This is a genomic window from Brevibacillus sp. FSL K6-6036 (assembly GCF_037964015.1).
In the GTDB taxonomy this organism is placed as follows: Bacteria; Bacillota; Bacilli; order Brevibacillales; family Brevibacillaceae; genus Brevibacillus; species Brevibacillus borstelensis.
In genome coordinates this window covers 1,228,390-1,251,587 of record NZ_CP150173.1, presented here as the reverse complement: position 1 = coordinate 1,251,587, position 23,198 = coordinate 1,228,390, and the positions used below count along the sequence as shown (strand labels likewise).

The window sequence follows — 23,198 nt, the reverse complement described above, 5'->3', positions numbered from 1 at the left end:
ATTCCTGCTTTGTAATAAAGTCGCAGACACAACACTTTGGAAGAAGGGAGAAGAGTATTATGAGGTATTTGATGCTTGTATTAATGATATTTGTTATCCTTTCTGGTTGTTCATTAGGTAGTAAAGATAGTTTAATGTGGTTTTCTTCACCCGATGCCGCAATTCAAAATGGTATTAAACTAGAAAGTATTAATGAAAGTGATTTGTTGTCAACAGTAGAAACAGACGGCGAAACACTACTTATTTTTAAGCAAAATGTACCCGAAGGAACGATAGTTGGTGTTGCAAGTTTAAGCAAAAAAGATGGACAATTCGCATGGTATAGAGAGAACGATCCTGTATTAGTAAAACGTCTGAATGAAACCGCATCACCTGCTATAACATGTGAAATTAATACTCAATCAAAGAAAACCTTCTACGTTTACCTTGGAGTTACAAGTACTATCGAGAATAGAATCAGCCTTAAAAACGGAAGTAAGGTCCAGCCTTCTATTGATAAAAATAGCGGGATCTACTATTATGTTGAATCCGCAAATGACAAAAAATAGCTGTTCCATTTTTAACTTTTAATAGTATAATTTGAATAAATTGGTAAATGAGGGTATTAAATGAAAAAGATTCTGAAATTTTTGTCTCTTGGTATTAGTTGCACACTAAGTCTATTGGTCTTATCTTCTTCAGTAGTAGCAGCAAGTGGTAAGGAAAACAGAGCTTATCAAGAAATTAACAGAGAAAATGCTTTTATCGACCCATCAACCGGTCTGCTTATCACCCCACTAAAAGAGGTTGGTGGCTATTTAGTACCAATGACCAAAGAGGAATATATATCTAATACAACGGATTTACACACCCAAAACAACCAGAGAACAATCCCTACAAATAATAAAGCTAATACGATAAATCCTGCAGCTGATTATCGCGAATACTACACCTATACTGAAACCACAAATTCAACTGAGTGGAGTAGAGATTGGATACAAGTTACTGATGGAATTAAATGCACATCAACTGGTGGATGTTCCCTTGGTAAGACTGTATCAGCACAAGTCAGTCACTCTTTCAGCGCTTCTGTAGGTGCAGAAAAAGACGCGATTTCTGCCGGAGCCTCCTTTACTTGGCAAAAAACCTATTCATCTACTGATCACTATACCTTTAACTTAGCTTTGGGAGAAAGAGGATATATCGCATTCGTACCCAGATTCAAGAAAACTGAAGGAGTACTATATAAATATTCTAATTGGGATGGTCTCCTATCGAAAAAAAATGCTTGGGGCCTGTCTCCAAATGGCGGGTACTATACTTTTGTCCACACAGATTATTAAAAATAAGTTTTTGATTTCTGGGATACAAGACAGAAGCTAGTAGACAAGCATACTTATGTGTTTAAAATACAGCCAATTAGACTGGTAGAAAAATATATACGGCGACCACTACTCGGTATTCCACCGGGAAAGGTCGCCGTGTTTTCTTAGAATACTTATTCTCTATAGATGGGTATTAACCATTACTTAATCTCACTAGCAACATACAAATCTCACATTTCTCATGATAATGCTTCTTTATTCATTCATTCTTCGCTCCAAGCTTGTTTTCAGCGATTCTTCGTGGACCAGACAGCCAACAGAACGAGAGCGAACTAAAAAAATGTTCTGCACACCGCTATTCCTTAATCTTAAAAGACGCTTTGATCCCCGATACCTCGGCAAACATCGCCTGGTATTCCCGCTCCTTCTCGGCATCGCCCAAAATCCATTGCACATCGGTCGGCGTGCTGAACGAGTATACCTTGTCATCCGTCTCGCCGATTTTCTCCAAGTGAATGACCGTCGTCAATTCCTCGCCGTCCTGCTTCCATTCTTCCTGGCTCCAGACTCTGACTTCGCACAGAATGCCGCCGGGCTGGTTTGCTTTGCTGGAAAAGATGATCTGGTTTTCCGTCTCTGTCACCTCGTAATTCCCTTCCCAGCTTTTTGGAAGCTGCAGCGTAAAATGATGGGTAGTGTTTTCGTACAAGATGCTCTTTGTATCCTCGCTCTTTTCTGAGCATGCTTGCAAAAAGAAAAGCGACAGGAACGCCAAACAAAATCCAAGGAATCGGCTTCTCATGAAAATGTCTCTCCTTTACAATATGGCGGATTTTCTAGCCCTTGTTGGAGAAGACGGAGCGGACTGTAAAAAGTTTCCTGTCCCTGCAATAAAAAAACCGGCCGCCATTCAGGCGCCGGTCCATCTCGTTTGTTCGATTAATTTCTCTGCCTCGAGGTCCCTTCGCTCCCGCTCTCCTGTTCTCGTCCAGTGCAGGAAGCGATCATCCAGCAATTCCGAGAGCAGCTCGCGCTTGCGCTTTTCGTCCAGCGACAGAGCCAGCACGCGGCTGCGCATCGCTCCAAGAAACGCCGTATATTCCACGTATTCGGGACCGAACTGCGTCTCCACCTGCCGGCGCAGCTTCTTGGCCAATCCCGGATTGTGCCCGCCTGTCGAGATGGCGATCTGCAAATCTCCCCGCTCGACAACGGAAGGAACGGTAAAGCTGCACAAATCCGGTCTGTCGACGACGTTCACCCATTGGTGAGAGCCGCAGGCTTGATACACGGCCAGATTGACAGCCGGATCGTTCGTCGCCGCAATTACGATCACCGCTTCCCGTACGTCTTCCGGAGAAAACGGCCGGCGAAACAGGACAAGACTACCTGCCCCTGCCCATTCTTCAACTGCTTGGGAGCACGACGGACTCACTACGGCCACATCCGCTCCGGCAGCGAGCAGACTGCCGATCTTCCGCTCTGCCACCTGACCGCCGCCGACGACGAGGCAGCGTTTCCCCTGCAGCTTGGCCATCATCGGATAGAGGCGCATATCCCTCACTCCATCCGCTCAAACCAGTTGATCTTCTCTCGCATGTTGACGACGTCGCCCACCAGAATAATCGCCGGGTTGGAGATATGCGGACCTGCCGCCAGCCGTTCTTCGATGTCAGCCAGCGTGCCGGTCACAGTCGTCTGCTCGGGCATCGTTCCCCAGGCGATCACGGCGACAGGCGTTTCCGGTGCGCGGCCGTGGGCGATCAGCTGTTTGCGGATGAACGGGAGATTGCCCACTCCCATGTAAAAGGCTACGGTATCGATGCCTTTCGCCAGCGCCTGCCACTTGTCGCTGACGGCGTCCTGTGCGTCTTCTGCTTCCGCCGTTTCCGCTCTGCCCTCGCGCAAATGCCCGGTGACCACTGCAAATGACGATCCGTACTCCCTATGTGTCACCGGAATGCCCGCGTAAGCCGGAACAGCAATGCCCGCTGTCACGCCGGGAACGATCTCGAACGGAATGCCGAGCTGCGCCAGATGCTCCGCTTCCTCGCCCACTCTGCCGAATACGCACGGATCGCCGCCCTTCAGCCGGACGACCGTCTTGCCTTCCAGCGCCTTTTCTGCCAGCAAGGCGTTGATCGCCTCCTGCCGCATCGCGTGGTTGTCCGGAAGCTTGCCGCAGTAGATGCGCTCAGCATCGTCCGGGGCGTGCTCCAACAGAGCAGGGTTCGCCAGTCGGTCGTAAATCACCACATCTGCCTGCTGCAAGCACTCCAGACCTTTTACGGTAATCAGCTTCGGGTCGCCGGGACCCGCTCCTACGAGGTAAACGCGGCCAGTCTTGCTCACTTGCTGCTCACCCCCGCCTGGTCAAACGTCGCCATCTCCCGCAGCATCCGCGTCGCCGCCTCTACGATCGGAAACGCGACCGCTGCTCCGCTGCCTTCCCCAAGCCTCAGGCCAAGGTCCACAAGCGGCTCCTTTCCAAGTGTTTGCAGAGCAAACGCATGGCCCGGCTCCTGTGAGCGATGTCCGCCCAAAAGGTACTCGGCAGAAACCGGGCAGAGGCGAACGGCGAGCAAGGCAGCGACGGTCGAAATGAAGCCGTCAAGCAGGACCGGGACTCGTCTTGATGCCGCGCAAAGGATGGCTCCGGCCATCGAGCCGATCTCCAGGCCGCCTACTTTGGAGAGCGCGTCGAGCGGATCGCCCGCGTCAGGCTGATGCAGGGAAAGCGCTTCTTTCACCACCGCTTTTTTCTTTTGCCATTTCTCGTCGGAGACTCCCGTTCCGCGTCCGACCAGCTCATCCGGCTCCGCTCCCGTCAAGGCAGCGAGCAGAGCGCTGCTGGCGGTCGTATTGCCGATGCCCATCTCACCGACGATCAACAGCTTTGCCCCCTCGTCGATGATCGCCTCGGCGCTTTCAAATCCTATCTGCACGCACTGCTCCGCTTCCTCGCGAGTCATCGCCCGCTCGCGCAAAAAGCTGGCTGTACCGGGCCGAACTTTCTTCGTCCAAACGCCGGGAGCATCCACATCGACTGCGACGCCGACATCGACGACGTGTAGCAGGGCGCCGATCTGCCTGGAAAATACATTGATGGCTGCCCCTCCGTGTGCGAAATTGGCTACCATCTGTGCAGTCACTTCCTGCGGATACGCAGAGACCCCCTCTGCCGCCACGCCATGATCGGCGGCAAACACAAGGACGCCGGGCGGAGTGACCGCCGGAAAGGGCTCCCCTGTCATCGCAGCCAGCTCCACAGCCAAGCTCTCCAGTCTGCCCAGGCTGCCGAGCGGCTTCGTCAGTTGATTCACATGCCTGCTTGCCTGCTGCGCTGCCTCCTCATTTCGCGGTTGTACCTGTGCCAGCTTGTTCTTCCAATCTGCTGTGTTCATTTACGCACTCACTCCCCTGAAAAGCTCTCATCTGCTCTTCGATGATGTCCAGACGCACATGGCTCCTGACGGTATCTGCGATCAAATCGAATCCTCGCTCTCTCAACGCCACGAAAGAAGGCCGCTCCGTGATCGGAGCCAGTCCCTTTCTTTTGCGAAGCGCATTGAGCAGGCGCATCCGAAGCGGATCGCTGTGAAACAACCCGTGAAAATACGTGCCAAGCACACGGCGCTCCTCATCGCAATAGCCGTCCGTGCGATCCTCCAACCGGATAAATGGAGATGCCTGTCCGGTAAAAACAGAGCGGCCCATGTGAATTTCGTAACCATCCAGAGGGATCTTCTCTCCGGCAAAAGCGGCGACTCCCCTCGACAAAACGGTCGTTTTGCGCTGCTCCATCGTCGTTTCCATCGGAATCAGCCCCATGCCGGCTGCTGATTTCAGTGGAGACTCCACCCCTGCCGGATCGTAAATCACGCTCCCCAGCATCTGGTACCCGCCGCAAATTCCCGCCAAAAAGCTGCGTCCAGCCCGGTGCAAATCCAGAATCGACTGCTCCAGCCCGGTCTTTCTCAAAAACAGCAAATCTTCCAGTGTATTCTTGCTCCCCGGCAAAATGACCAGGTCAGGCTCGCCCAGCTCTTCCGTGCGGGTGACAAAGCGGACGCGGCAATCCGGCTCCACGAAAAACGGATCAATGTCGGTAAAATTCGAGATGCGGGGATAGCGGATGACCGCGATGTCAATCTCCCTCGTCTTTTCCGCCTGCCCCTGATAGCGGTGCAGAATCAGCGAATCCTCCGCATCGATCCACAGGTCGGGAATAAACGGAACGACGCCGAGCACCGGCTTGCCTGTATAGCGTTCAAACCAGTCCAGCCCCGGCTGCAGGAGCGACAGATCGCCGCGGAACCGGTTGATGATCACCCCGATCACCCGCTCGCGATCCTGCGGCTCCAGCAGTTGGAGCGTTCCGACGAGACTGGCGAACACGCCGCCGCGCTCGATGTCGGCGACGAGAATGACTGGCGCGTTCACCAGCCGGGCAACCCGCATGTTGACAAGCTCGCGGTCATTCAGGTTCACTTCCGCCGGACTGCCTGCTCCCTCGATGACAATCCGGTCATAGGATGTGGCCAGTCTTTGATAAGCGTCTTCGATCACGCGCAAGCCCTGGTCGTAAAACTCGGTCCGGTAGGCCATCGCTTTCATGTTGCCGTACGGCTCGCCGTTGACCACGATCTGGGATTCCGCATCCCGGGTTGGCTTGATCAGAATCGGATTCATATCTGTCGTGGCGGCGATGCCTGCCGCCTCGGCCTGAACGCCCTGCGCCCGTCCGATCTCCTTGCCGTCTATGGTCACGTACGAATTGAGCGCCATGTTTTGCGATTTGAACGGTGCTGTCCGGTATCCGTCCTGGGCGAAAATGCGGCAAAACGCTGTCGCGATCACGCTTTTCCCGGCGTCGGAGCTGGTTCCCTGGATCATCAGCGGCAGGGCTTGGGATTTTTTCTCCTTTGCCGGAGCCGGAGCGTTCCCCGGGAGGCTGGCAGGCGCTGTTTGAACGGTTTCGCGAGCTGCGCTGTTTGCAACTCCGGCTCCATTCGCGCCAGGCATGCCGCTGCCTGCAGACTTAGTTCCGCTGCGGTCAAAAGCTCCATGATCAGCCACGCCTCTTCACCTCCAGGCACCGCTCCACCCAACGCTTCGCCAATGCCGGATTGGAGGCAAAGTGCAGGTGGGTGTAGCCCGCGACGAGATTGTCTTGTGCGTACCCTTCCGGCTTGGTGCCGCGCAGCCCTTTTGTTTCGTAGGCATGCGGCAGTTCCTCGTCGGCTGCGAAAGTCGAGTAGTGGAATTCATGCCCTTTCGCCTGCTCGTCCGGTCCGATCAGGAAGTTGCCCGCTTTTCCGGTGACTTCGCGGTAGCCGAGAGCAGCCAGGCGCTTTTGCATCGATACCTTTCCCGGGATCAAACCGGCCATCGGGTAGACGCTGCCGTCGGTCGTCACGATCGCCTCAGTCAAATACATGAACCCGCCGCATTCAGCGAGCGTAGGCAAGCCGGAGCGGATGGCATTCCGAAACGATTCCAGTACGGCTGTGTTTTCCGACAGCTCCGCGGCAAACTCCTCCGGAAAGCCTCCGCCGATGTAAAGTCCGTCGGCATCAGGCGGCACAGTCTCTCCGGCAAGCGGAGAAAAGTAGTGGAGCCGGGCTCCGTACGCTTCCAACAATTCAAAATTCTCCGGGTAGTAGAAATGAAACGCCGGGTCTTTGGCGACAGCGATCTTCACCCGCGGGGATTGGCTGGAAACGGAACCAAACATCCGTGGCTCCACCACAAGCTCCTCAGCCTGGGCCAGCTCCCAAATGCGGGCCACGTCGACTGTCTCCGCGATCAGGTCGGCAAGCCTCTCAAACAGCGGGGCCAGCTCGCCGCGCTCGACGGAAGGCACCAGGCCGAGGTGACGCTCCGGAATCTCCAGATCGCTCTCCCGCTTCAAATAGCCCACGACGGGGACGCCGCACTCCTGCTCGATCGCTGTTTTGACGATCTTGAAATGCCCTTCGCTGCCGACCTTGTTGGCGATTACCCCGACGATGCGGGCCTCCCGGTTCAGCATTTGAAAGCCTTTGACGATCGCCGCGGCACTCCGGGCCATGCTCTGCGCACCTATAACCAAAAGGACCGGAGATTGGGTCAGGATACTGATTTCCGCCGTGCTCCCCTTGTCATTTGTCGGGTCCTTGCCGTCGTACATGCCCATGACGCCTTCAATGATGGAAATGTCGGCACCCCGGCTGCCCCGGGCAAAGATTTCTTTCATCGTATGATGGTCCAGCATCCAGCTGTCCAGATTGCGGGAAACCCGCCCGGTCACGGCTGTATGGTACGTCGGATCGATGTAGTCTGGTCCGCATTTGAAGCCCTGTACGACATGGCCTTTGCGCTTCAGGGCGGCCATCAGGCCGATGGTCACGGTCGTTTTTCCCGCCCCGCTTCCCGTACCCGCAATGACGAGACGACGGCTCTTGCTCATGGTCTTCCCTCCCCGCCATACGGCATCAGGGCGACGGAAATGGTCACGTTGCCCGACTTTTTCTTCGTCAGCACGAGCTGGTCGACGCCCGCATACAGCTTCGCGGCCGGTTCGCTGACGCCATACGCGCCTGTAAACTTGTACACGGTCTCGGACGGCTCCTCCAGCTTCACCGTGTTCAGCTCCTCCGGGGAATACCAGACGAACGGCCAGCCGTATTTGCTGCAAACCTCTATGAGTCCTTCTTCATCCTTTTTCAGCTCAATCGTGGCCAGAGCCTTTACGCTCTTGATGGAGAAGCGAAGCTCAGCCAGCGTTTCCTTGATCACCGACTCGATTTCATCGGCGGAGGTGCCGCGGTTGCAGCCCATCCCGAGCACGATCACCTTGGGCCTGTACAGAACGCCGTTTTCCAAAATGGCCTCTTCCTCCGAAGACAGGATTCTGTGGGTGACGACCAAAGCGCCGTGCGGCTCGGCAGCAAGCGCTTCCGAAATCGTATCGAACACGTGGATGGACGGGGGCATCTGCGTATCATGCATCCACCAGTTGCGCTCGCCCGACTCTACGACGACAGCGACCTTTTCCTCATTGACGACCGAGGCGCTGACCGGCGTCAATTTTTCGTCCGACTCCCACTCCCAGCCGAAGCGGCGGCCAAACAGATCAACGGGAATCGTCTTCTGCACGTCGGAAGCCGTGGTGATGACCGGATTTGCGCCCAGTACAGCAGCCACTTCCCGGGCCAGCTCGTTGGCGCCGCCCAGATGCCCCGACAGCACGCTGATCACGTTTTCTCCTCTGTCGTCTATGACGACGACCCCGGGGTCTGTTTTTTTGTCCTGCAAGATGGGGGCGATCATCCTGATCACGGCCCCGAGGGAAATGATCAGAATCAGTCCTTTGTAAGCAGGCCAAAGAGCGGGAAACAGCATCCGCACGCTGTTGTTGAACATCTGGATGCCTCTGGCTTCCTCGTCTCCTTTGGCAAACTTGCTCATGTAGTACAGGTCGCATCCGGGAAAGGTCTGGTGAAGGTTGCGGGCCATCTCGACGCCGTGCTTGGTGATGGCGACGATGGCGTACTCGCCTCTCTGCCGGATCGCCGGGATTTCTCCTTCGGTCAGCTCGATGTTCATCCTTCTTTCACACCTTTTCTGTACCCGTGCGTAAAGGTTTTATCGTACAGCTTGGAGCGATGCTGCTCGCTTTTGGCGTGGATGTCGGGGTCCAGCGCCCAGCCGGCCAAAATCATCGCGTGGGAGCGGATGCCGTTCTTGCCCATATCCTCATCCAGGTTCCTCAGCGTCGTCCGCACGATGATCTGATCCGGCCAGCTTGCGCGCTGCACCACAGCGACTGGCGTATCCAGACTCCAGCCTGCCTCCGTCAGCTCGCGGACCACCTTTTTGGTCAACGTCGCGCTCAGGAAAAGCGCGATGGTGCAGTGATGCTCAGCCAGCGCCCGCAGCTTTTCCCGCTCCGGCACAGGCGTCCGTCCCTCTGCACGGGTCAGGATCAACGTCTGGGTCAGCTCAGGGATAGTCAGTTCCGCTCCGACTGCCGCTGCCGCCGCGAAGACGGAGCTGACGCCTGGGACGATCTCCACCTCAATGCCCGCTTCTTTCAGCAGTGCGATTTGTTCCATCGTCGCTCCGTACACGGACGGATCGCCGGTGTGCAGACGCACGACCGTTTTTCCCTGGCGGATGCGGTCGACGAGCAGTCCCACCATCTCTTCCAGCGCCATCCCCGAGCTTTGCAAAACTTCTGCCCCCGGCTTCGCCTTTGCGACCAGCTCGTCGTTTACAAGCGAATCCGTGTACAGGACGACATCTGCCGATTGCAGCAGCTTCAAGCCTTTTACCGTGATCAAATCCGGGTCTCCCGGTCCTGCGCCAACTATGTACAGTTTCATCCCTTTTTCACCACCATCAGCGTGAGATAGCCAAGCTCTGCCCGCTCCAGCTCGCGGACATTGGTCCAGATCATTTCCTCCGAGGAGGTGACTTTGGTTGCCACTGCGGCATGATCGACCAAGTCCAGCTCTTTGAGCAGCCCGATGATCATTGGCAGCACTTTGGCTACCTTCAGGAAAATGACGCAGTCGTGCTCTTCAATCGCTTTGCGCATCGCTTCGCGGTCTTCTGTAGCCGGAATGATTCCGATCTGTTCATCGCCGTCCGCGAGCGGCAGATTGAGGCGGGCTGCCGCGCCGAGAAAGGACGAAATGCCCGGCACCGACACGACCGGAACCTCCGGGTATTTCTCCTTCATGACGCGCATCATGTGAATGAATGTGCTGTAAAACAGCGGGTCTCCCTCTGTGACAAAGGCGACATCCTTCCCTTCGCGAAGCCGCTCCCAGACGATGTCGGCAGTGTTGTTCCACTCCCGCTCCAAAATGTCCTTGTCCTTGGTCATCGGAAAAACGAGGCCGAGCATTTCCTTGTCCGGCGAAGGCTTGACGTACAGCTCCGCGATTTGGTGCGCGTAGCTTTTGCTGCCCATCCGTTTCTTTGGATAGGCGACGACTGGCGATTGCTGCAAAAGGCGAAATGCCTTGACCGTGATCAATTCCGGGTCTCCCGGACCGACTCCGATGCCGTACAGTGTTCCGATGGTGCTCACTGGCTGTCTCCTCCTTGCTTGTCCTCCTGCTTGGCCCAGGCGGTAATGATATAAATCGGGTTCAATCCCTCAAATCTTGTCATCGACAAAATCGGCTTGCTGCGCGAAAGCTGCGCCAGCGTAACCGATGTCTCAAAGCCTTCCGCAGCGAATGCCTGCGTCGCTTCGTACAACGTCTCGATCGTCGCGGCGTTGACCACGATGCGGCCATTTGGCCTGAGCCGGCTGCAGCAAATGCCGAGCAGCTCGCGAAGCTCGCCGCCGCTCCCTCCGATAAACACCGCATCCGGGTCGGGGAACTGGTCGAGTCCCTCCGGAGCCTTGGCGTGCACAACGGTAAAATCGGTGCGGAACTTGGCCATGTTCTCCCGGCAGTTGGCCAGATCGTCCGCATTTTTCTCGACCGCGTACACTTCCCCTTCGCGGGCGATGCGTGCTGCCTCAATTGCCACCGAACCGGTGCAGGTGCCGATGTCCCACACGATGCTTTTGGCGTGGAGCTGCAGCTGCGCGATGCTCAGAATGCGCACTTCCTTTTTCGTGATCAGCCCCTTGTCGGGCTTGCGCTGGGAAAATTGCTCATCGGCGATGCCGAGCGGCCATATCGGGCCCTGTCTGCGTTTGCGCAAAATGACCACGTTCAGATCTGCGAAAACCCCGTCCGCCATCTCCTCCAGCGAGTACCAGCCTGTCCGCTCCCCGGCGCTGCCGAGATTTTCCCCGACGAAGGCGTCGTACTCGTTCATGCCAAACGAGAGCAGGTAGCGGGCAATCGCAGCCGGATTGTTTTCCTGATCGGTCAGGAGGGCCACTTTTTCCTTGCCGTCGATCCGCTGGGCCAGACCCTTGATGCTGCGCCCGTGAACGCTGAGAAACGCGGCATCCTGCCACGCCTCTCCCATCCTGGCAAAAGCAAGCTGGATCGAGCTGAGATGCGGATAAATCTCCACCTGCAATTTTTTCGCGAGCAGGCTGCCGATTCCGTAGAACAGCGGGTCCCCGGAGGCAAGGATGACCGTTTTCCGCTTCTCCTCGCGCAATTGCTCGACCATGGCGGTCAGGCCGCCTTTTAAAACCAGCTTTTCCCCCGGATAATCGGGAAAAAAGGAGAGATGCCGTTCTCCCCCCACGAGCAGCTCGCTTTCCTCTATCCACGTCCGGTACAACGGCAGCAGGCTTTGCGTACCGTCATCTCCGATTCCAATCACCTTCATTGCCTGTGTCATGAACCGTCACCTTCCCCAACAGGGTTCCTTTCATCGTGATCAGCATGGTCTCGATCTCCATGCCCCCGCCAACCTCGCGAAGTCCTGCCCGCGAGCAGCTTTCGCACAGCTTTTCAAAAAAGAGGGGGTATTCTGCCATCATGTCCCCTACCTGGGAAGCGGTATTGGCTCCCCGCGCCTCCTCGACCAACGCTTCCGGTGCACCCGCCTCCCGGACGAGCTGGGCCAGAAAGCCGAAGTCGACGGGAGCGCTTTTGGAATGGACCATCATGACGCCCTGCGCCACCTTGGAGAATTTCCCCATCATGCCCACCAGCGTCACCTTTTCGATGCCCTTGAGCTTGCATTGCTTGAGCGCAAAGCCGACAAAATCGCCCATCTCCACGAATGCTTCCTCGGGCAGCTCCGGATACTGCGTCATGCCAAACTGCTCGCTTTTGCCTCCCGTGGAAAGCACGATGTGGCGGCAGCCCATCTTCTGCGCGACGTTGATCGCCTGGGCGACGCTGGCCTTGTAGGCGGACGTGGAAAACGGCACGACGATGCCGCGCGTCCCCAGGATGGAGATGCCCCCGATGATGCCAAGCCGGCCGTTCAAGGTCTTTTTGGCGATTTCCTCGCCAGCCGGTACGGAAATGACGATTTTGATCCCCCGCTCGATCCCGTGCTCATCCAGGACGGCCTGCGCGGTCTCCCTGATCATTTTGCGCGGGACCGGATTGATCGCAGCTTCACCGATGGGGACAGGCAGGCCCGGCTTGGTGACGCGGCCCACGCCGATTCCGCCGTCCAGCACGATCCCCGGTTCGTCCAGCCAGCTCACCGTACTGATGATCAAAGCGCCGTGGGTCGCATCGGGGTCATCCCCGCCGTCCTTGATAATTCCTGCTGTCGCGGAAACGGCATCAAACTCGCAGCTTTCCGTCTGGAAGCTGACGTCCTGTCCGATCGGCAGACGGATCGTCGCCTCGCGCTGTTCTTGCTGCGTGATCAGGGCGGTCAGCGCCGCTTTGGTGGCTGCCGTGGCGCATGAACCGGTTGTATAGCCGTGACGCAATGGTTTTGCTTCCTTTTCCTCCGCAGTCGCTTTCCCCGCCATGAATTATCCCTGCCGTTCTGCCATCAGCGAGAGTGCGTTGAGCGCAGCCACCGTAACAGGGCTCCCGCCTTTCCGCCCGATGTTTGTGATGAAAGGCACATCCAGCTTGGCCAGCTCTTCCTTGGACTCTGCCGCCGACACAAAGCCGACTGGCATCCCGATGATCAGGCCCGGCTTCGCCTCTCCCTCTTTGACCAGACGGATCAGCTCCAGAAGCGCTGTCGGCGCATTGCCGATCGCGAAAATGCCGCCCTCCGCTTCTTTGACCGCTTTGCGGATGGAGATGATTGCGCGCGTGGTGTTCAGGCGCTTCGCTTCCTCCATGACATCCTTGTCGGAGATGTACACCTTCACTTCGCCGCCGAATTTTTCGATCCGGTTCTTGCTGATCCCGACCTGAACCATCTGGACGTCGGCCACGACAATCTTGCCGCTTCGGATCGCCTGAATGCCCGCTTTCACCGCATCCGGGTGGAATACGAGACTGCGCCCCAGGTCAAAGTCCGCCGAGGCGTGGATGACGCGCTGCACGACAGGGTACTGCTCTTCGGTGAAAGGATGCTCTCCGAGCTCTTCGGTGATGATTTGAAAGCTCTTTTCCTCGATTTCTTGCGGTTGTACGGTCAAAGGCTTGAATTCCGTGCGAAAATCCATGGTATGCTCCTCCTTTGTATTGGGGTTTGGCTTTGGCTGCAGCAAGCCGTTAGATTTCGGCCAAGCCGAACGATTCGTCCTTGCTTACTTGCTTGTTTCAATTTATCTCGCCAAGCGTTCCGCTCTATTTTCTCTGAAAAACCGCCCGTTACGCTTCTTGCGGCAGGGGCAGCAGCTGCTTCAACTGACCGATCACTCCGGCGAAGTCGGAAAATTTGGTGCCGTAATCGATCTTGGGCCGGGCGATGACAATCGTCTCGATGCCCATTTCCAGCGCTGCTTCCACCTTTTCGTCAAAGGCGCCGACTTTGCCGCTCTCCTTGGTGATCATCAGCGTCACTTTGTAGTGGTCATAGAGGGCCTTGTTCAGCTCCTTGGAAAAAGGGCCCTGCATGGCGACGATATTTTTTTGCTCGATGCCCAGCTCCTCGCATTTTTGCATGTTGTCGGTGCGCGGAAGCATGCGGGCCACCAGCGTCGTATCCGGCAAGCCCAAGAGCCGGTCGGAAAAGATTTTCAACGTTTTGCTGCCGGTCGTCAGCATGATCACACCGCGCTTTTCTGCCGCTATCTCGGCGGCTTGGACGTAGTCCTCGGCGAAGATGATCTTCTCGTGCCCCGGCGACTGGGCGCTTTCGCGTTCGTACCGGATGTAGGGAACTCCCGCCGCCTCTGCTCCGGCCATCGCGTTTTTCGACGCTTCCTCGGCATAAGGGTGGCTGGCGTCCACTACCGCCTGAAAGCCTTTTTCACGGATCAACGCCTCGATGTCGGCGGATGTCAGACGGCCTACCTGCACCGGCAGCCCCGCTTCCTCGATGCTTTTGGCCGCGTTATCGGTAACGACTGTGGCAAGCAGGTCATATCCGGTTTCCTTGATCAAGAGAGCCAGCTCCCGGGCGTCACTGGTTCCCGCCAATACAAGAATCATCGCTCGTCCCTCCTTATTTCTTTACAGGGTGATGCTCATGGGCGTGATTGTCGCTGTGTCCGTGTTTATGTTCATGATCGTGGTCATGGTCGTGATCGTGGCTGTGGCTGTGGCCGTGACCGTGCCCATGATCGTGATCGTGGCTGTGACCGTGGCTATGTGCGTGACCGTGACTGTGTCCATGGTGATGATGGTGATGATGCCCATGGTCGTCGTCGTGATGGTGGTGATGATGGTCGATATGCTCCATCGCCGCCAGACGGTACTGGCAAGTATCGCAATTCAGTTTGACTTCGCCGTGCAGCGCCTCTTCCACCCGGTCTTTCAGCACTTCCTTGAGCAGCGGATGGAAGCCGAAGTACTCCGCCAGCGTAAATTCAGCCTCTGGATAGCGAGCGCGGAACTGTTCAAGCTGGTCGGCCATCCGTTTGATCAGCACGCCGGTAAACAGGAAGTACGGCAGGACGACGATGCGGCGGGCACCCAGCCTGAGGCAGCGCTCAATCCCTTCCTCGTACAGCGGGAAGGTCACGCCCATGAAAGCAGTCTCCACCCACTTTGCCTTCCAGCGTTCCCAGAACAGTCGGGACATTTTGTAGATGTCGCTGTTCGCGTCCGCATCGCTGCTGCCGCGTCCGATGATCAGAACGGCTGTGTCCCCGTGCTCCTCGCCGGATGCAAAGCCGGCTTCCTGCATGCGGGTGGCCAAAATATTCAGGACCTCTTCGTGAATACCTATTGGGCGTCCGTAAATAAATTGCACATGCGGATATTTCGCTTTTGCTTCGTCGATCGCCGCCGGAATGTGAATCTTGGCGTGCCCGGCCGAGAACAGAATGATCGGGATGACGGCTACCCGAGTGGCTCCCCGCTTTACGCAGGCGTCCAATCCCTGAAGCATATCGGGACGTTCAAATTCGAGAAAGCATGTCTCCAGAATCGGAACGTCGATCTCTGGCATCAGCGACGCCACAAACTGCCTTACCTCTTCATTTCCTTCGGGATCCTTGCTCCCGTGTCCGACAAACAGTACCGCGTCCATCCTGATTCCTCCCCGTTATTTTTTCTGCCTGGCCCGTGGTTTGGGGCCTTGCTGCTTTTGCAAAACCAAAACCCCCGGATATGCTGGCGCTTGAATCTAGCGGCTAGTCGCCGCAAACAGCGTTTTCAATTTTGGGAATGGCTGGCTCTCTCCAGACGTATCCCTCGATTTCGCCGACCCTTTGGAAAAATTTGTGGAACCTTTCATTCGGGAATGCTTCCCGCTTGTATCTGTCAATAATCCGCTCGATCAAGGGAACGATGTCCTCCGGCTCGATGCCTTCCGCTACCGGCAAGCCGGAATGTGCCGTTCTCCCCACGGTTTTGGCGCCGAGGAACAGATCGAACCTGCCCTTGCGGAACACGAGACCGATGTCTTCCTGAACTGCCCCGTAGCAGGCCATCCCGCAGCCGTTTACGCCGATCTTCAGCTCTTTTGGCATTTCCTGTCCGCCCAGCTTGCGGTGGATCTCCTCCGCGTACGGAATCGCGTCCTTCTTCTCGCCGTCGCAGAAGTCGCAAGCCTTCACCTGCAGGACGTCCCCGACCGGAGTCAAGATGAGACCGAGGTTGCGGAGCGGCGCAGTTACCTCCTCCGGGTTGCTCGTCGGAACACGCAAAATGATCTGGTGGTGCGGCGTGTACTCCAGCTCCCCTTTTTCTCCGGCTGCCTGGGCAAGCGCCATCATCTGCGCCGGAGTGAACTTTTTGTTGGCTACGCCCGGACTTACCGCGCACTCGAAAATCATTTCCGGGACAAAGACCGGGCGATGGGACTGGCTGGAGGATACGAGCGAAGCATCCGTTTCGATCCCCCTGGATTCGTTTACTGCCTGCAAAGCCTGAGCCGCCCAGTCAAACGGCGTCAATGTGCCGGTCTCCTCTTTTGGCTGGGGAGTGGCCCGCAAGCTCGCTGTGTCCGCTTTTTCAACCTGTGGTTCGACAAGTGAAGAAGTTGCGTCGGGTGCCGCTTGTTCCACAGCGTTTTGCGAAGCCGCCTCCAGCGACCACGGCTCGTTTTCCACGCGAAGCCGCTGATGGGGCTTCAGCGATTGCTCATCTGTCGCAAGCGTATACTTCCGCTGATAGCCGCGCGGGGTAATCATTTTGCCGTCATAGACAAATGTGGACGAGTTCCCGATGATGACCGTCGTCAGCATCCCGATGTCATGGTTCAGCATCTCTGCCAGTGTCGTGATGACGATATGCTCCCGCTCCCGATAGGCGCTCTTGACGATCCCGACCGGCGTGTCCGGGGAACGGTACTGCAGCAGGATGCGCTGTGCCTCGACGATCTGTCTGGTGCGACGCCCGCTGCGCGGGTTGTACAGCGCGATGACAAAATCGGCCATGCCCGCAGCGTCGATCCGCTTGGCGATCAGCTCCCATGGCGTGAGATGGTCGCTCAGGCTGATCGTGCAGGCATCGTGCATGATGGGCGCGCCGAGCAGAGCGCCGCAGGAGTTGATCGCCGATATTCCCGGAACGATTTCCACCTCCACGCCCTCCGCAGATGTCCAGCCTTTTTCCACGAGCACCTCGTAAACGAGTCCGGCCATGCCGTACACGCCCGCATCGCCGCTGGAGATCACGGCCACCTTTTTGCCCGCTTCCGCCTGCCGGACGGCTTCGCGCGCACGCGTCACTTCCTCCGTCATCCCGGTGCTGACGATCTCCTGATCGGTCAACAGCCCTCTGATCAGGTCCACATAAGTGGTGTATCCAATGATGATGTCACTCTCTTCGATCGCTTCCCGCGCCCGTTTGGTAATATGCTCAAAGCTGCCCGGCCCGAAGCCGATCACAAACAGCTTGCCGCTCATAGAAAGTCCCCCTTTCATTATTTTGCCTCTATTTGAAAAACGCTGTTCATCCATGCAGAACATAAGCAAAAGCAGCCAGACCGGCTGTGCACATGATCGAAGTGACTGTCATCAAGCGCACCGTAGCCGCAATATCGCCTGCACACAGCGGCCGAAGCGGATCACCCAGCTTGGCGCGGTGAGAAGCCACGCCCTGATAGTAATTCAGTCCGCCCAGTTGAACGCCCAGCGCACCGGCGACTGCCGCTTCCGGAAGACCGCTGTTGGGGCTGGGATGAAGTCCGGCGTCCCGCCGCATGATGCGGTAGCAGCGGCGCCAGTCCAGCCGTTGCAGCCAGCTCGCCCCGACCAACAGCAGAGCGGTGAGGCGGGCCGGTATGTAATTCAACACGTCGTCAAAGCGGGCGGAGGCCCAGCCGAGATTCAGGTATTTATCGTTTTTGTAGCCGACCATGGAATCAAGCGTGTTCGCCGCCCGATAGGCCATCGCCAGCGGGGCGCCTCCGATCGCAGCGTAAAAGAGCGGAGACACGATGGCATCGACGATGTTTTCCGCCACCGTCTCTACAGCCCCGCGGCTGATCTCGGCCTCATCCAGATGCTCCGTGTCCCGCCCGACCACCATCGAGAGCGAACGGCGGGCCATTGCCAGATCCCCGGCCAGCAGGTGGCGGCCTATTTCCAATCCGGCATCCGCCAAGCCTTTTGTCGCGATCGTCGTAGAGATCAGCCAGATTTCCAGCGCGATAGCCAGCCAGGGATGGATCAGCCCCGCGCCGTACACAAGTACGGCGACGACCGCATAGCTGCCCCCGACGATCAGGAGGGGAAACAGCAAGCCGGCTGCCCTCAAGCCCTTCTCCTGTTTGACAGACAGCCGGATGGCGCGCTCCAGGCGGGCAATACACCACCCCATGATCACTACGGGATGCGGCAGACTGCGCGGGTCTCCAACCAGGCGGTCGAGCACGTAAGCCGCCACGATGAGAAAAGCGGTTGTCATCTATGCTTCACTCTCTTCCCTGATGTCGATTGCGTGCGATGCTGGCTTCCACGTCCCCGTTACATGCTCCACGATCATCGCCTGACCGTGCCCGAGGCCTTTCATGTGCCAGTACAATCCGGGGTCACCGTGCAGCCAGGCCGCCTGAAACCAGCGGATGACACCACCGTGCGTCACCAATGCGACCGTGTGATCCGGCTCCGTTAAACCGCATGCATCTCTCATTTCTTTCCACATGCCGCTCAACCAGCGGTTCACTCGTTCGCCCAACTGCGTCAGCGTTTCTCCGCCCGGCGGCGCGATGCCGAACGGATCGTCGTACCAACGGCTTGCCCGCACGCTTTCTCTGACCATCAGTTCTTCGTAGGTGAGCCGCTCCCATTCGCCAAAAGACAGCTCGCGAAGCTCAGGAACCCGGATCGGACTCATCCCCCAGACCGCTGCCAGCCGATCAGCCGTCTGCACGCAGCGGAGCAAATCGCTGGTAAAAAAATGGGCCGGGCGTTCATGCCCGAGCTGTCTGGCGAGAAGCGCCGCCTGCTCCACCCCCGCGTCATTCAGCGGCACATCCGTATGTCCCAGATAGCGCCCTTCGCGATTTTCCTCTGTCTCCCCGTGCCTGATCCAGATCCATCTCACGTCCACCAGCTCCCTGCCGCAACAAGCAGCATCACTGCTTCACTGCTTTCAATGATCGCGCCGTAGCAATCGCCCGTCAGTCCTCCGAGCCTGCGGCAGATGCCGCGTGCGAACCAGAGGCTGAACAAAAGCGACACCGCGACTGCCGCTATCGCCTGAATGCCGGCGATCCACCAGCCAAGTCCGAGGACAGCTGCGTAGGCCGCCACAATATGCCAGAGCCGCAACCCTGCACCGATCCCTTTTCCGACGCCGTTGTCGGAAGAAACGTTGGGGAAGCAGCGTATCGCGAGCAGCACATGAGCGCGGGCAGCAAATGGAATGAGGACAAGCAGGAGAGAGCCGCTATAAAGTGTCAGCCCTTCCGCTCTTGGGCCACCTGCTAACAGACCCGACAAGCTTGCCTGGTTTGGCGGATTTGTCAGCAGACCCGCCAGTTCCGTTATCCCTGCCGTTTTCAAAAAGAGCAGCAGGATCGCAGCCAGGACAGCCATGGCACCCGAGCGGCTGTCCTTCATAATCTCCAGCATGCGTTCTTGCGTACGGCTGCTGCCGAGGCCATCCGCCAGGTCCATCCACCCGTCCAGATGGAGTCCTCCCGTGATGTACACCCAGGCCGTGCACGTCAAAACGGCGGCGATCAGCGGCGGAAAGGCCCATAATGCAGCCTCGTGCACGATCCACAGCACGCATCCGATCACCAGCCCGACAGCCGGATACCAAGCGACGCTGTCACGCCAAGCCTTTTCCGACGGCTTCAGCCACGGCACGGGAATGCGTGTAAAAAAAGTCAGCGCGTGAAAAAATGCGTTCATCCTTTCATCCTCCAGGGGAGCCCGGCGATCACGGCATAAACGGTGTCAGCCTGGCGCGCGGCTTGCTGATTCACATCGCCCAAAATATCGGCAAACCATCGTCCCAGCCTCGACATCGCTACCCCGCCAAGACCCACTTCACTCGTTACTGCAATCACGGTTTGATTCGTTTGGGCGACAGCATCCAGCCACGCCTTTGCTTCTCCCACAATCTCTTTTGTAATGGATTCGTCCCGCCACGCCTGCTCCGGGATGTCCATCAGGCGACCGCTGACCCAGGTGGAGAGACAATCGAGCAAGACGACACTGTACCCTTTGCTCGCGTCCAGCGATTCGGACAGCCGTCCGCCGAGCTCGCACAATCCCCACGTATCAGGGCGGCGCTCCCGATGCAGCTCGATTCGTCTGGCCATCTCATCGTCCCACGCTTTTCCTGTCGCCACGTACAACACGTCCTGCGCGGCATCACGGGCCAATTCCTCGGCAAAACGGCTCTTTCCCGACCGAACGCCCCCTGTGACCAAAATAAGGCTCACAAGACCGCCCCCCTTTTTTCCATCACATCATGAAAGGCAGACAGCAGCCGTTCATTCTCGGCCCGCGAGCGAACGGCGATGCGAAAATCGCGGGCGGTCAGTCCCGGATACATGGCGCAGTTGCGGATCAGAATGCCCCGTTTGCCCATTTCCTCCTGCAGCGCCGTCGCGTCTGTCCATTCCGGGGAGCGAACGAGCAAAAAGTTGGCCTCTCCCGTCCATACCTGCCAGCCCAGCCCCGACTGCAGTCCGTCCAGCAAAAAGCGGCGTTCTGCAGCGATGAGGCGCCTCGTCTCTTCTTCATAATCCGCTTCCTGCAAACACAACTCTCCCGCAAGCAAGGCCAAGCCGTTGACGCTCCAGCTCACCTGTTTGCTCCTCATCCTCTCGATCAGTGCGGGGTGACCGATCGCATAACCGAGCCGAAGCCCCGGGATAGCGAACATTTTGGTCATGGAGCGTATCAACAGGACGCGCGGAAAATGTCCTAGCCGATCCGCAAGTGTAAACTGCTTCTCCCGAGCCGCAAAATCGAGAAAAGCTTCATCGACAATCAAATGGGTACCGGTTTCATTTGTCCATTCGGCCATTTGCAAAAGCTCGTCTGGTTCATACAATAGACCGGTCGGATTGTTCGGAGAACCGATGAACACGAGCTGCGTCTCCCGAAAGAGCCGATACAGCTCCCGCGCGTCTGGCTTGAAGCCGTTTTCTTCCCGTCCCGCGCATTCCACGACGCGAGCGCCGAATTGGCGGGAAAGTTGGGCATATTCGGAAAAGCACGGCGTCACCACACCTGCGCTTTCCGGCTGCAGAGCGAGCACGGCCAGCGCCATCGCTTCCGCCGCTCCATTTGCCGGCAAAAGGGCGTCTTCCGGCAGACGCAGCCGGGCAGCCAATGCCCGCTTGAAAGCTCGATGGCCGGGATCAGGATAGCGGATAACGGCGGTAAGCGACCTCCCCAGCGCTTCCAGGACCCTTGCCGGAGGACCGAGCGGATTTATATTGGCGCTGTAATCAAGGAACGCCTCGGCCGATACGCCAAAGCGCTCTGCAGCCGTCACCAGATCCCCGCCGTGGCCGTAGGTCTCCAGCAGCCCCATCAGTACTCAACTCCGAGTACAGCGGGAATGCCTTCGTCATAGTAGTGCTTGACCGGCTTCATCTCCGTCACAAGATCGGCCATCTCGATGATCGCGGGCTGCGCATTGCGGCCGGTAATGACCAGATGGACGTGGCGCGGCCTGTTTTGGACCGTATCCAGCACGTCAGCCAGCGGGAGCACATCGTCAATCGGAAAACGATCAATTGCCAGGGCATTGTTCAATTCGTCCAGGATCACCACATCGTACTCGCCGCCAAGCACCTTTTCGCGGGCAAAGCTCCACGCCTTTTCAAGGGCGCTGCGGTGCTCCTCCGGTGTTTTGGTCCAGGTAAAGCCGACGCCCATCTGCACCATTTCGATTCCGAGACGGTCGAAAATAATCTTCTCGCCATAGGTGCGTTCCGGAGACTTGATAAACTGGATCATTAAAACCCGTTTTCCTCTGCCGGTTGCACGTACAGCCAAGCCTAACGCCGCTGTCGTCTTGCCTTTTCCGTCTCCTGTATAGACCAGCAGCAGCCCTCGCTTGTTGTCGGCCTTGCTCATCAACAGCCCCTCCTTCGTTCTGCGCAATCCTTTTGAACATACAAAGCCACTCGGGCAAATCTCCGGGTGAAACGCGAAACTGCCGCCTGCTTTTCCAGGGGAGTACACGCCAACCTTCCGAAAAGTATAAAAAAACGCCTTGTTCCCTTTGGAAAACAAAGGGAGACAAAGCGCGGACAGTTCGCTACAACGATCCACCTCTTCCTTTGACCCGAAGGAAATCAGTGCTCAGGCAAGACAGGCAGGTCTCCTGGCTCGAGAATCGCTGCTTTCCTTCTCCTTCCCGTCCCCGACCCGGGGCAGTGGATGGCAAAATGCCTTGAAGGAAAACTCCTCTCTTACAGTGGCGGGACCGCGTTGGATTTTCACCAAACTTCCCTTTTAACTTCGCTTCCCGCGGCGTGCACCGTGCAGGAAGCAAAGACCTGTTTGCGCGATATGGAAATGTTCAGCCAGCCAAAGACTGGCGCTTGCTATCATCATAACAAAAGTGGGCACGGATAGAAAGAACAAGCTGATCATCGAGTTTTATTCAACAAATGAAAATTAAATGCAGTTTACTAAAGTTTTGTTCTTTGCTAGGATGATGGAAAACATATCCACACACAGGAGGTGGTCCAGATGAAACAGGATCTCCCAATTCCTCCGGAGCGGCCACATCTCTACGTACAGCCTCTCCTTGAAGAATGCGGCGAAGCAATGCTCCCCCTCTCCAGCTTGTCCGAAAAAATTACGGTCTGGCCGATGTACTACAAGCAAGGCTACGACGGAACCACTCCCGAAGCGTACTTGCGAAAAAGCGCCGCTCTCCGCCTGGTCCAAGCAGCCGAACGCTTGCCCGACGGCCATCGCTTCGTCGTATTTGACGGCTGGCGCTCCTACCAGGTGCAAGGCTCTCTCTATGAAAGATTCAAGCAAACACTGCTCAAGCAGGGCTGGGAAGAAGGCGAGGCGCTTCAGGCCGAACTGAGCAAATTTGTCGCCGTCCCCAGCAAGGATGTGCAAAAGCCATCGCCCCATTTGTCCGGTGGAGCAGTAGACCTGACGATCGAAGGCCCCGATGGGTGGCTCGACATGGGAACAGAGTTTGACGATTTCAGCGAACGGGCCTCTACCCGATTCTATGAAAACGCTCTCAGCCCTGATGAACAGGCGAAAACGATCCGCGCCAACAGACGTCTTCTGTATCACCTGATGACCGAGGCCGGTTTCGTCAATTACCCCAAAGAGTGGTGGCATTACGAATACGGCACGCTTTCCTGGGCACGGCAAACTACTGGACAAGCCATGTACGGGGGAATCTTGGAAATTGATAGCGAAAATAGTTGAATAACCTCAATTTTTGCAATATATTAAAAATATATTAAATTTATAACAAAATGTTGGGGGTTGAT

24 protein-coding genes and 1 riboswitch are annotated in these 23,198 nt (G+C 56.9%); of the genes, 3 read left to right on the top strand and 21 right to left on the bottom strand.

Annotated elements, in window-relative coordinates:
• Positions 1-59 precede the first annotated feature (59 nt).
• Complete coding sequence (locus tag NST37_RS06420) at positions 60-548, top strand: hypothetical protein (protein WP_024983464.1); 489 nt, start codon at positions 60-62, stop codon at positions 546-548.
• Positions 549-608: 60 nt separating this feature from the next.
• A complete protein-coding gene (locus NST37_RS06415) occupies positions 609-1,322 on the top strand; it encodes a hypothetical protein (protein WP_141334143.1) in 714 nt (237 codons plus the stop codon).
• A gap of 337 nt (positions 1,323-1,659) precedes the next feature.
• Here NST37_RS06415 and NST37_RS06410 read toward each other — a convergent pair whose 3' ends face one another.
• From NST37_RS06410 to cobO, 21 genes are all read right to left on the bottom strand, one after another.
• Entirely contained in the window at positions 1,660-2,106 is a 447-nt protein-coding gene (locus NST37_RS06410; protein ID WP_339186448.1) for a methyltransferase, read from the bottom strand.
• 108 nt (positions 2,107-2,214) lie between these two features.
• Positions 2,215-2,859 (bottom strand): bifunctional precorrin-2 dehydrogenase/sirohydrochlorin ferrochelatase, encoded by a 645-nt coding sequence (locus NST37_RS06405; protein ID WP_339186447.1) that lies wholly within the window; start codon positions 2,857-2,859, stop codon positions 2,215-2,217.
• A 5-nt stretch (positions 2,860-2,864) separates the two neighbouring features.
• Positions 2,865-3,656, bottom strand: coding sequence for a uroporphyrinogen-III C-methyltransferase (gene cobA, locus NST37_RS06400; RefSeq protein ID WP_339186446.1), 792 nt, complete (start codon positions 3,654-3,656; stop codon positions 2,865-2,867).
• Complete coding sequence (cobT, locus tag NST37_RS06395; RefSeq protein ID WP_339186444.1) at positions 3,653-4,708, bottom strand: nicotinate-nucleotide--dimethylbenzimidazole phosphoribosyltransferase; 1,056 nt, start codon at positions 4,706-4,708, stop codon at positions 3,653-3,655. Before cobT ends, cobA begins: the two co-directional genes overlap by 4 nt.
• The gene (locus NST37_RS06390) at positions 4,656-6,200 is read right to left on the bottom strand and encodes a cobyric acid synthase (RefSeq protein ID WP_228006889.1); all 1,545 of its coding nucleotides are present in this window, start codon (positions 6,198-6,200) and stop codon (positions 4,656-4,658) included. The genes cobT and NST37_RS06390 overlap by 53 nt, the downstream gene beginning before the upstream one ends.
• Positions 6,201-6,375: 175 nt before the next feature.
• On the bottom strand, positions 6,376-7,755 hold the full coding sequence (locus NST37_RS06385; RefSeq protein ID WP_031932194.1) for a cobyrinate a,c-diamide synthase: 1,380 nt from the start codon (positions 7,753-7,755) through the stop codon (positions 6,376-6,378).
• A complete protein-coding gene (locus NST37_RS06380) occupies positions 7,752-8,894 on the bottom strand; it encodes a cobalamin biosynthesis protein (RefSeq protein WP_243014626.1) in 1,143 nt (380 codons plus the stop codon). The genes NST37_RS06385 and NST37_RS06380 overlap by 4 nt, the downstream gene beginning before the upstream one ends.
• Entirely contained in the window at positions 8,891-9,673 is a 783-nt protein-coding gene (cobM, locus tag NST37_RS06375; RefSeq protein ID WP_003388106.1) for a precorrin-4 C(11)-methyltransferase, read from the bottom strand. Before cobM ends, NST37_RS06380 begins: the two co-directional genes overlap by 4 nt.
• The gene (gene cobI / locus NST37_RS06370; RefSeq protein WP_003388108.1) at positions 9,670-10,386 is read right to left on the bottom strand and encodes a precorrin-2 C(20)-methyltransferase; all 717 of its coding nucleotides are present in this window, start codon (positions 10,384-10,386) and stop codon (positions 9,670-9,672) included. Before cobI ends, cobM begins: the two co-directional genes overlap by 4 nt.
• Positions 10,383-11,612 (bottom strand): bifunctional cobalt-precorrin-7 (C(5))-methyltransferase/cobalt-precorrin-6B (C(15))-methyltransferase, encoded by a 1,230-nt coding sequence (locus tag NST37_RS06365; RefSeq protein ID WP_024983472.1) that lies wholly within the window; start codon positions 11,610-11,612, stop codon positions 10,383-10,385. The genes cobI and NST37_RS06365 overlap by 4 nt, the downstream gene beginning before the upstream one ends.
• A complete protein-coding gene (locus tag NST37_RS06360) occupies positions 11,575-12,711 on the bottom strand; it encodes a cobalt-precorrin-5B (C(1))-methyltransferase (protein ID WP_327956885.1) in 1,137 nt (378 codons plus the stop codon). Before NST37_RS06360 ends, NST37_RS06365 begins: the two co-directional genes overlap by 38 nt.
• A gap of 3 nt (positions 12,712-12,714) precedes the next feature.
• A complete protein-coding gene (locus NST37_RS06355) occupies positions 12,715-13,365 on the bottom strand; it encodes a precorrin-8X methylmutase (RefSeq protein WP_003388111.1) in 651 nt (216 codons plus the stop codon).
• A 148-nt stretch (positions 13,366-13,513) separates the two neighbouring features.
• Positions 13,514-14,296, bottom strand: a complete 783-nt coding sequence (gene cobK / locus NST37_RS06350) for a precorrin-6A reductase (protein WP_003388112.1) — start codon at positions 14,294-14,296, stop codon at positions 13,514-13,516.
• Between the two features lie 13 nt (positions 14,297-14,309).
• Positions 14,310-15,338 (bottom strand): sirohydrochlorin chelatase, encoded by a 1,029-nt coding sequence (locus tag NST37_RS06345; RefSeq protein WP_172921070.1) that lies wholly within the window; start codon positions 15,336-15,338, stop codon positions 14,310-14,312.
• A 103-nt stretch (positions 15,339-15,441) separates the two neighbouring features.
• Positions 15,442-17,160, bottom strand: coding sequence for a precorrin-3B C(17)-methyltransferase (gene cobJ / locus NST37_RS06340; protein WP_003388114.1), 1,719 nt, complete (start codon positions 17,158-17,160; stop codon positions 15,442-15,444).
• A 46-nt stretch (positions 17,161-17,206) separates the two neighbouring features.
• The gene (cbiB, locus tag NST37_RS06335) at positions 17,207-18,163 is read right to left on the bottom strand and encodes an adenosylcobinamide-phosphate synthase CbiB (protein WP_339186440.1); all 957 of its coding nucleotides are present in this window, start codon (positions 18,161-18,163) and stop codon (positions 17,207-17,209) included.
• Positions 18,164-18,802: a histidine phosphatase family protein gene (locus tag NST37_RS06330; protein WP_339186438.1), complete on the bottom strand. Its 639-nt coding sequence runs from the start codon at positions 18,800-18,802 to the stop codon at positions 18,164-18,166. It abuts the gene before it with no gap.
• Positions 18,799-19,617, bottom strand: a complete 819-nt coding sequence (locus NST37_RS06325) for an adenosylcobinamide-GDP ribazoletransferase (RefSeq protein WP_003388119.1) — start codon at positions 19,615-19,617, stop codon at positions 18,799-18,801. Before NST37_RS06325 ends, NST37_RS06330 begins: the two co-directional genes overlap by 4 nt.
• On the bottom strand, positions 19,614-20,153 hold the full coding sequence (gene cobU / locus NST37_RS06320) for a bifunctional adenosylcobinamide kinase/adenosylcobinamide-phosphate guanylyltransferase (RefSeq protein WP_024983477.1): 540 nt from the start codon (positions 20,151-20,153) through the stop codon (positions 19,614-19,616). Before cobU ends, NST37_RS06325 begins: the two co-directional genes overlap by 4 nt.
• Entirely contained in the window at positions 20,150-21,256 is a 1,107-nt protein-coding gene (gene cobD, locus NST37_RS06315; RefSeq protein ID WP_339186436.1) for a threonine-phosphate decarboxylase CobD, read from the bottom strand. The genes cobU and cobD overlap by 4 nt, the downstream gene beginning before the upstream one ends.
• Entirely contained in the window at positions 21,256-21,804 is a 549-nt protein-coding gene (gene cobO, locus NST37_RS06310) for a cob(I)yrinic acid a,c-diamide adenosyltransferase (RefSeq protein ID WP_003388124.1), read from the bottom strand. The genes cobD and cobO overlap by 1 nt, the downstream gene beginning before the upstream one ends.
• Before the next feature lie 222 nt (positions 21,805-22,026).
• Positions 22,027-22,247: riboswitch (cobalamin riboswitch) on the bottom strand.
• A gap of 178 nt (positions 22,248-22,425) precedes the next feature.
• On the opposite strand from cobO, the gene NST37_RS06305 reads away from it, so the two are divergent.
• Positions 22,426-23,133, top strand: coding sequence for a M15 family metallopeptidase (locus tag NST37_RS06305; RefSeq protein WP_003388125.1), 708 nt, complete (start codon positions 22,426-22,428; stop codon positions 23,131-23,133).
• Positions 23,134-23,198: the final 65 nt, after the last annotated feature.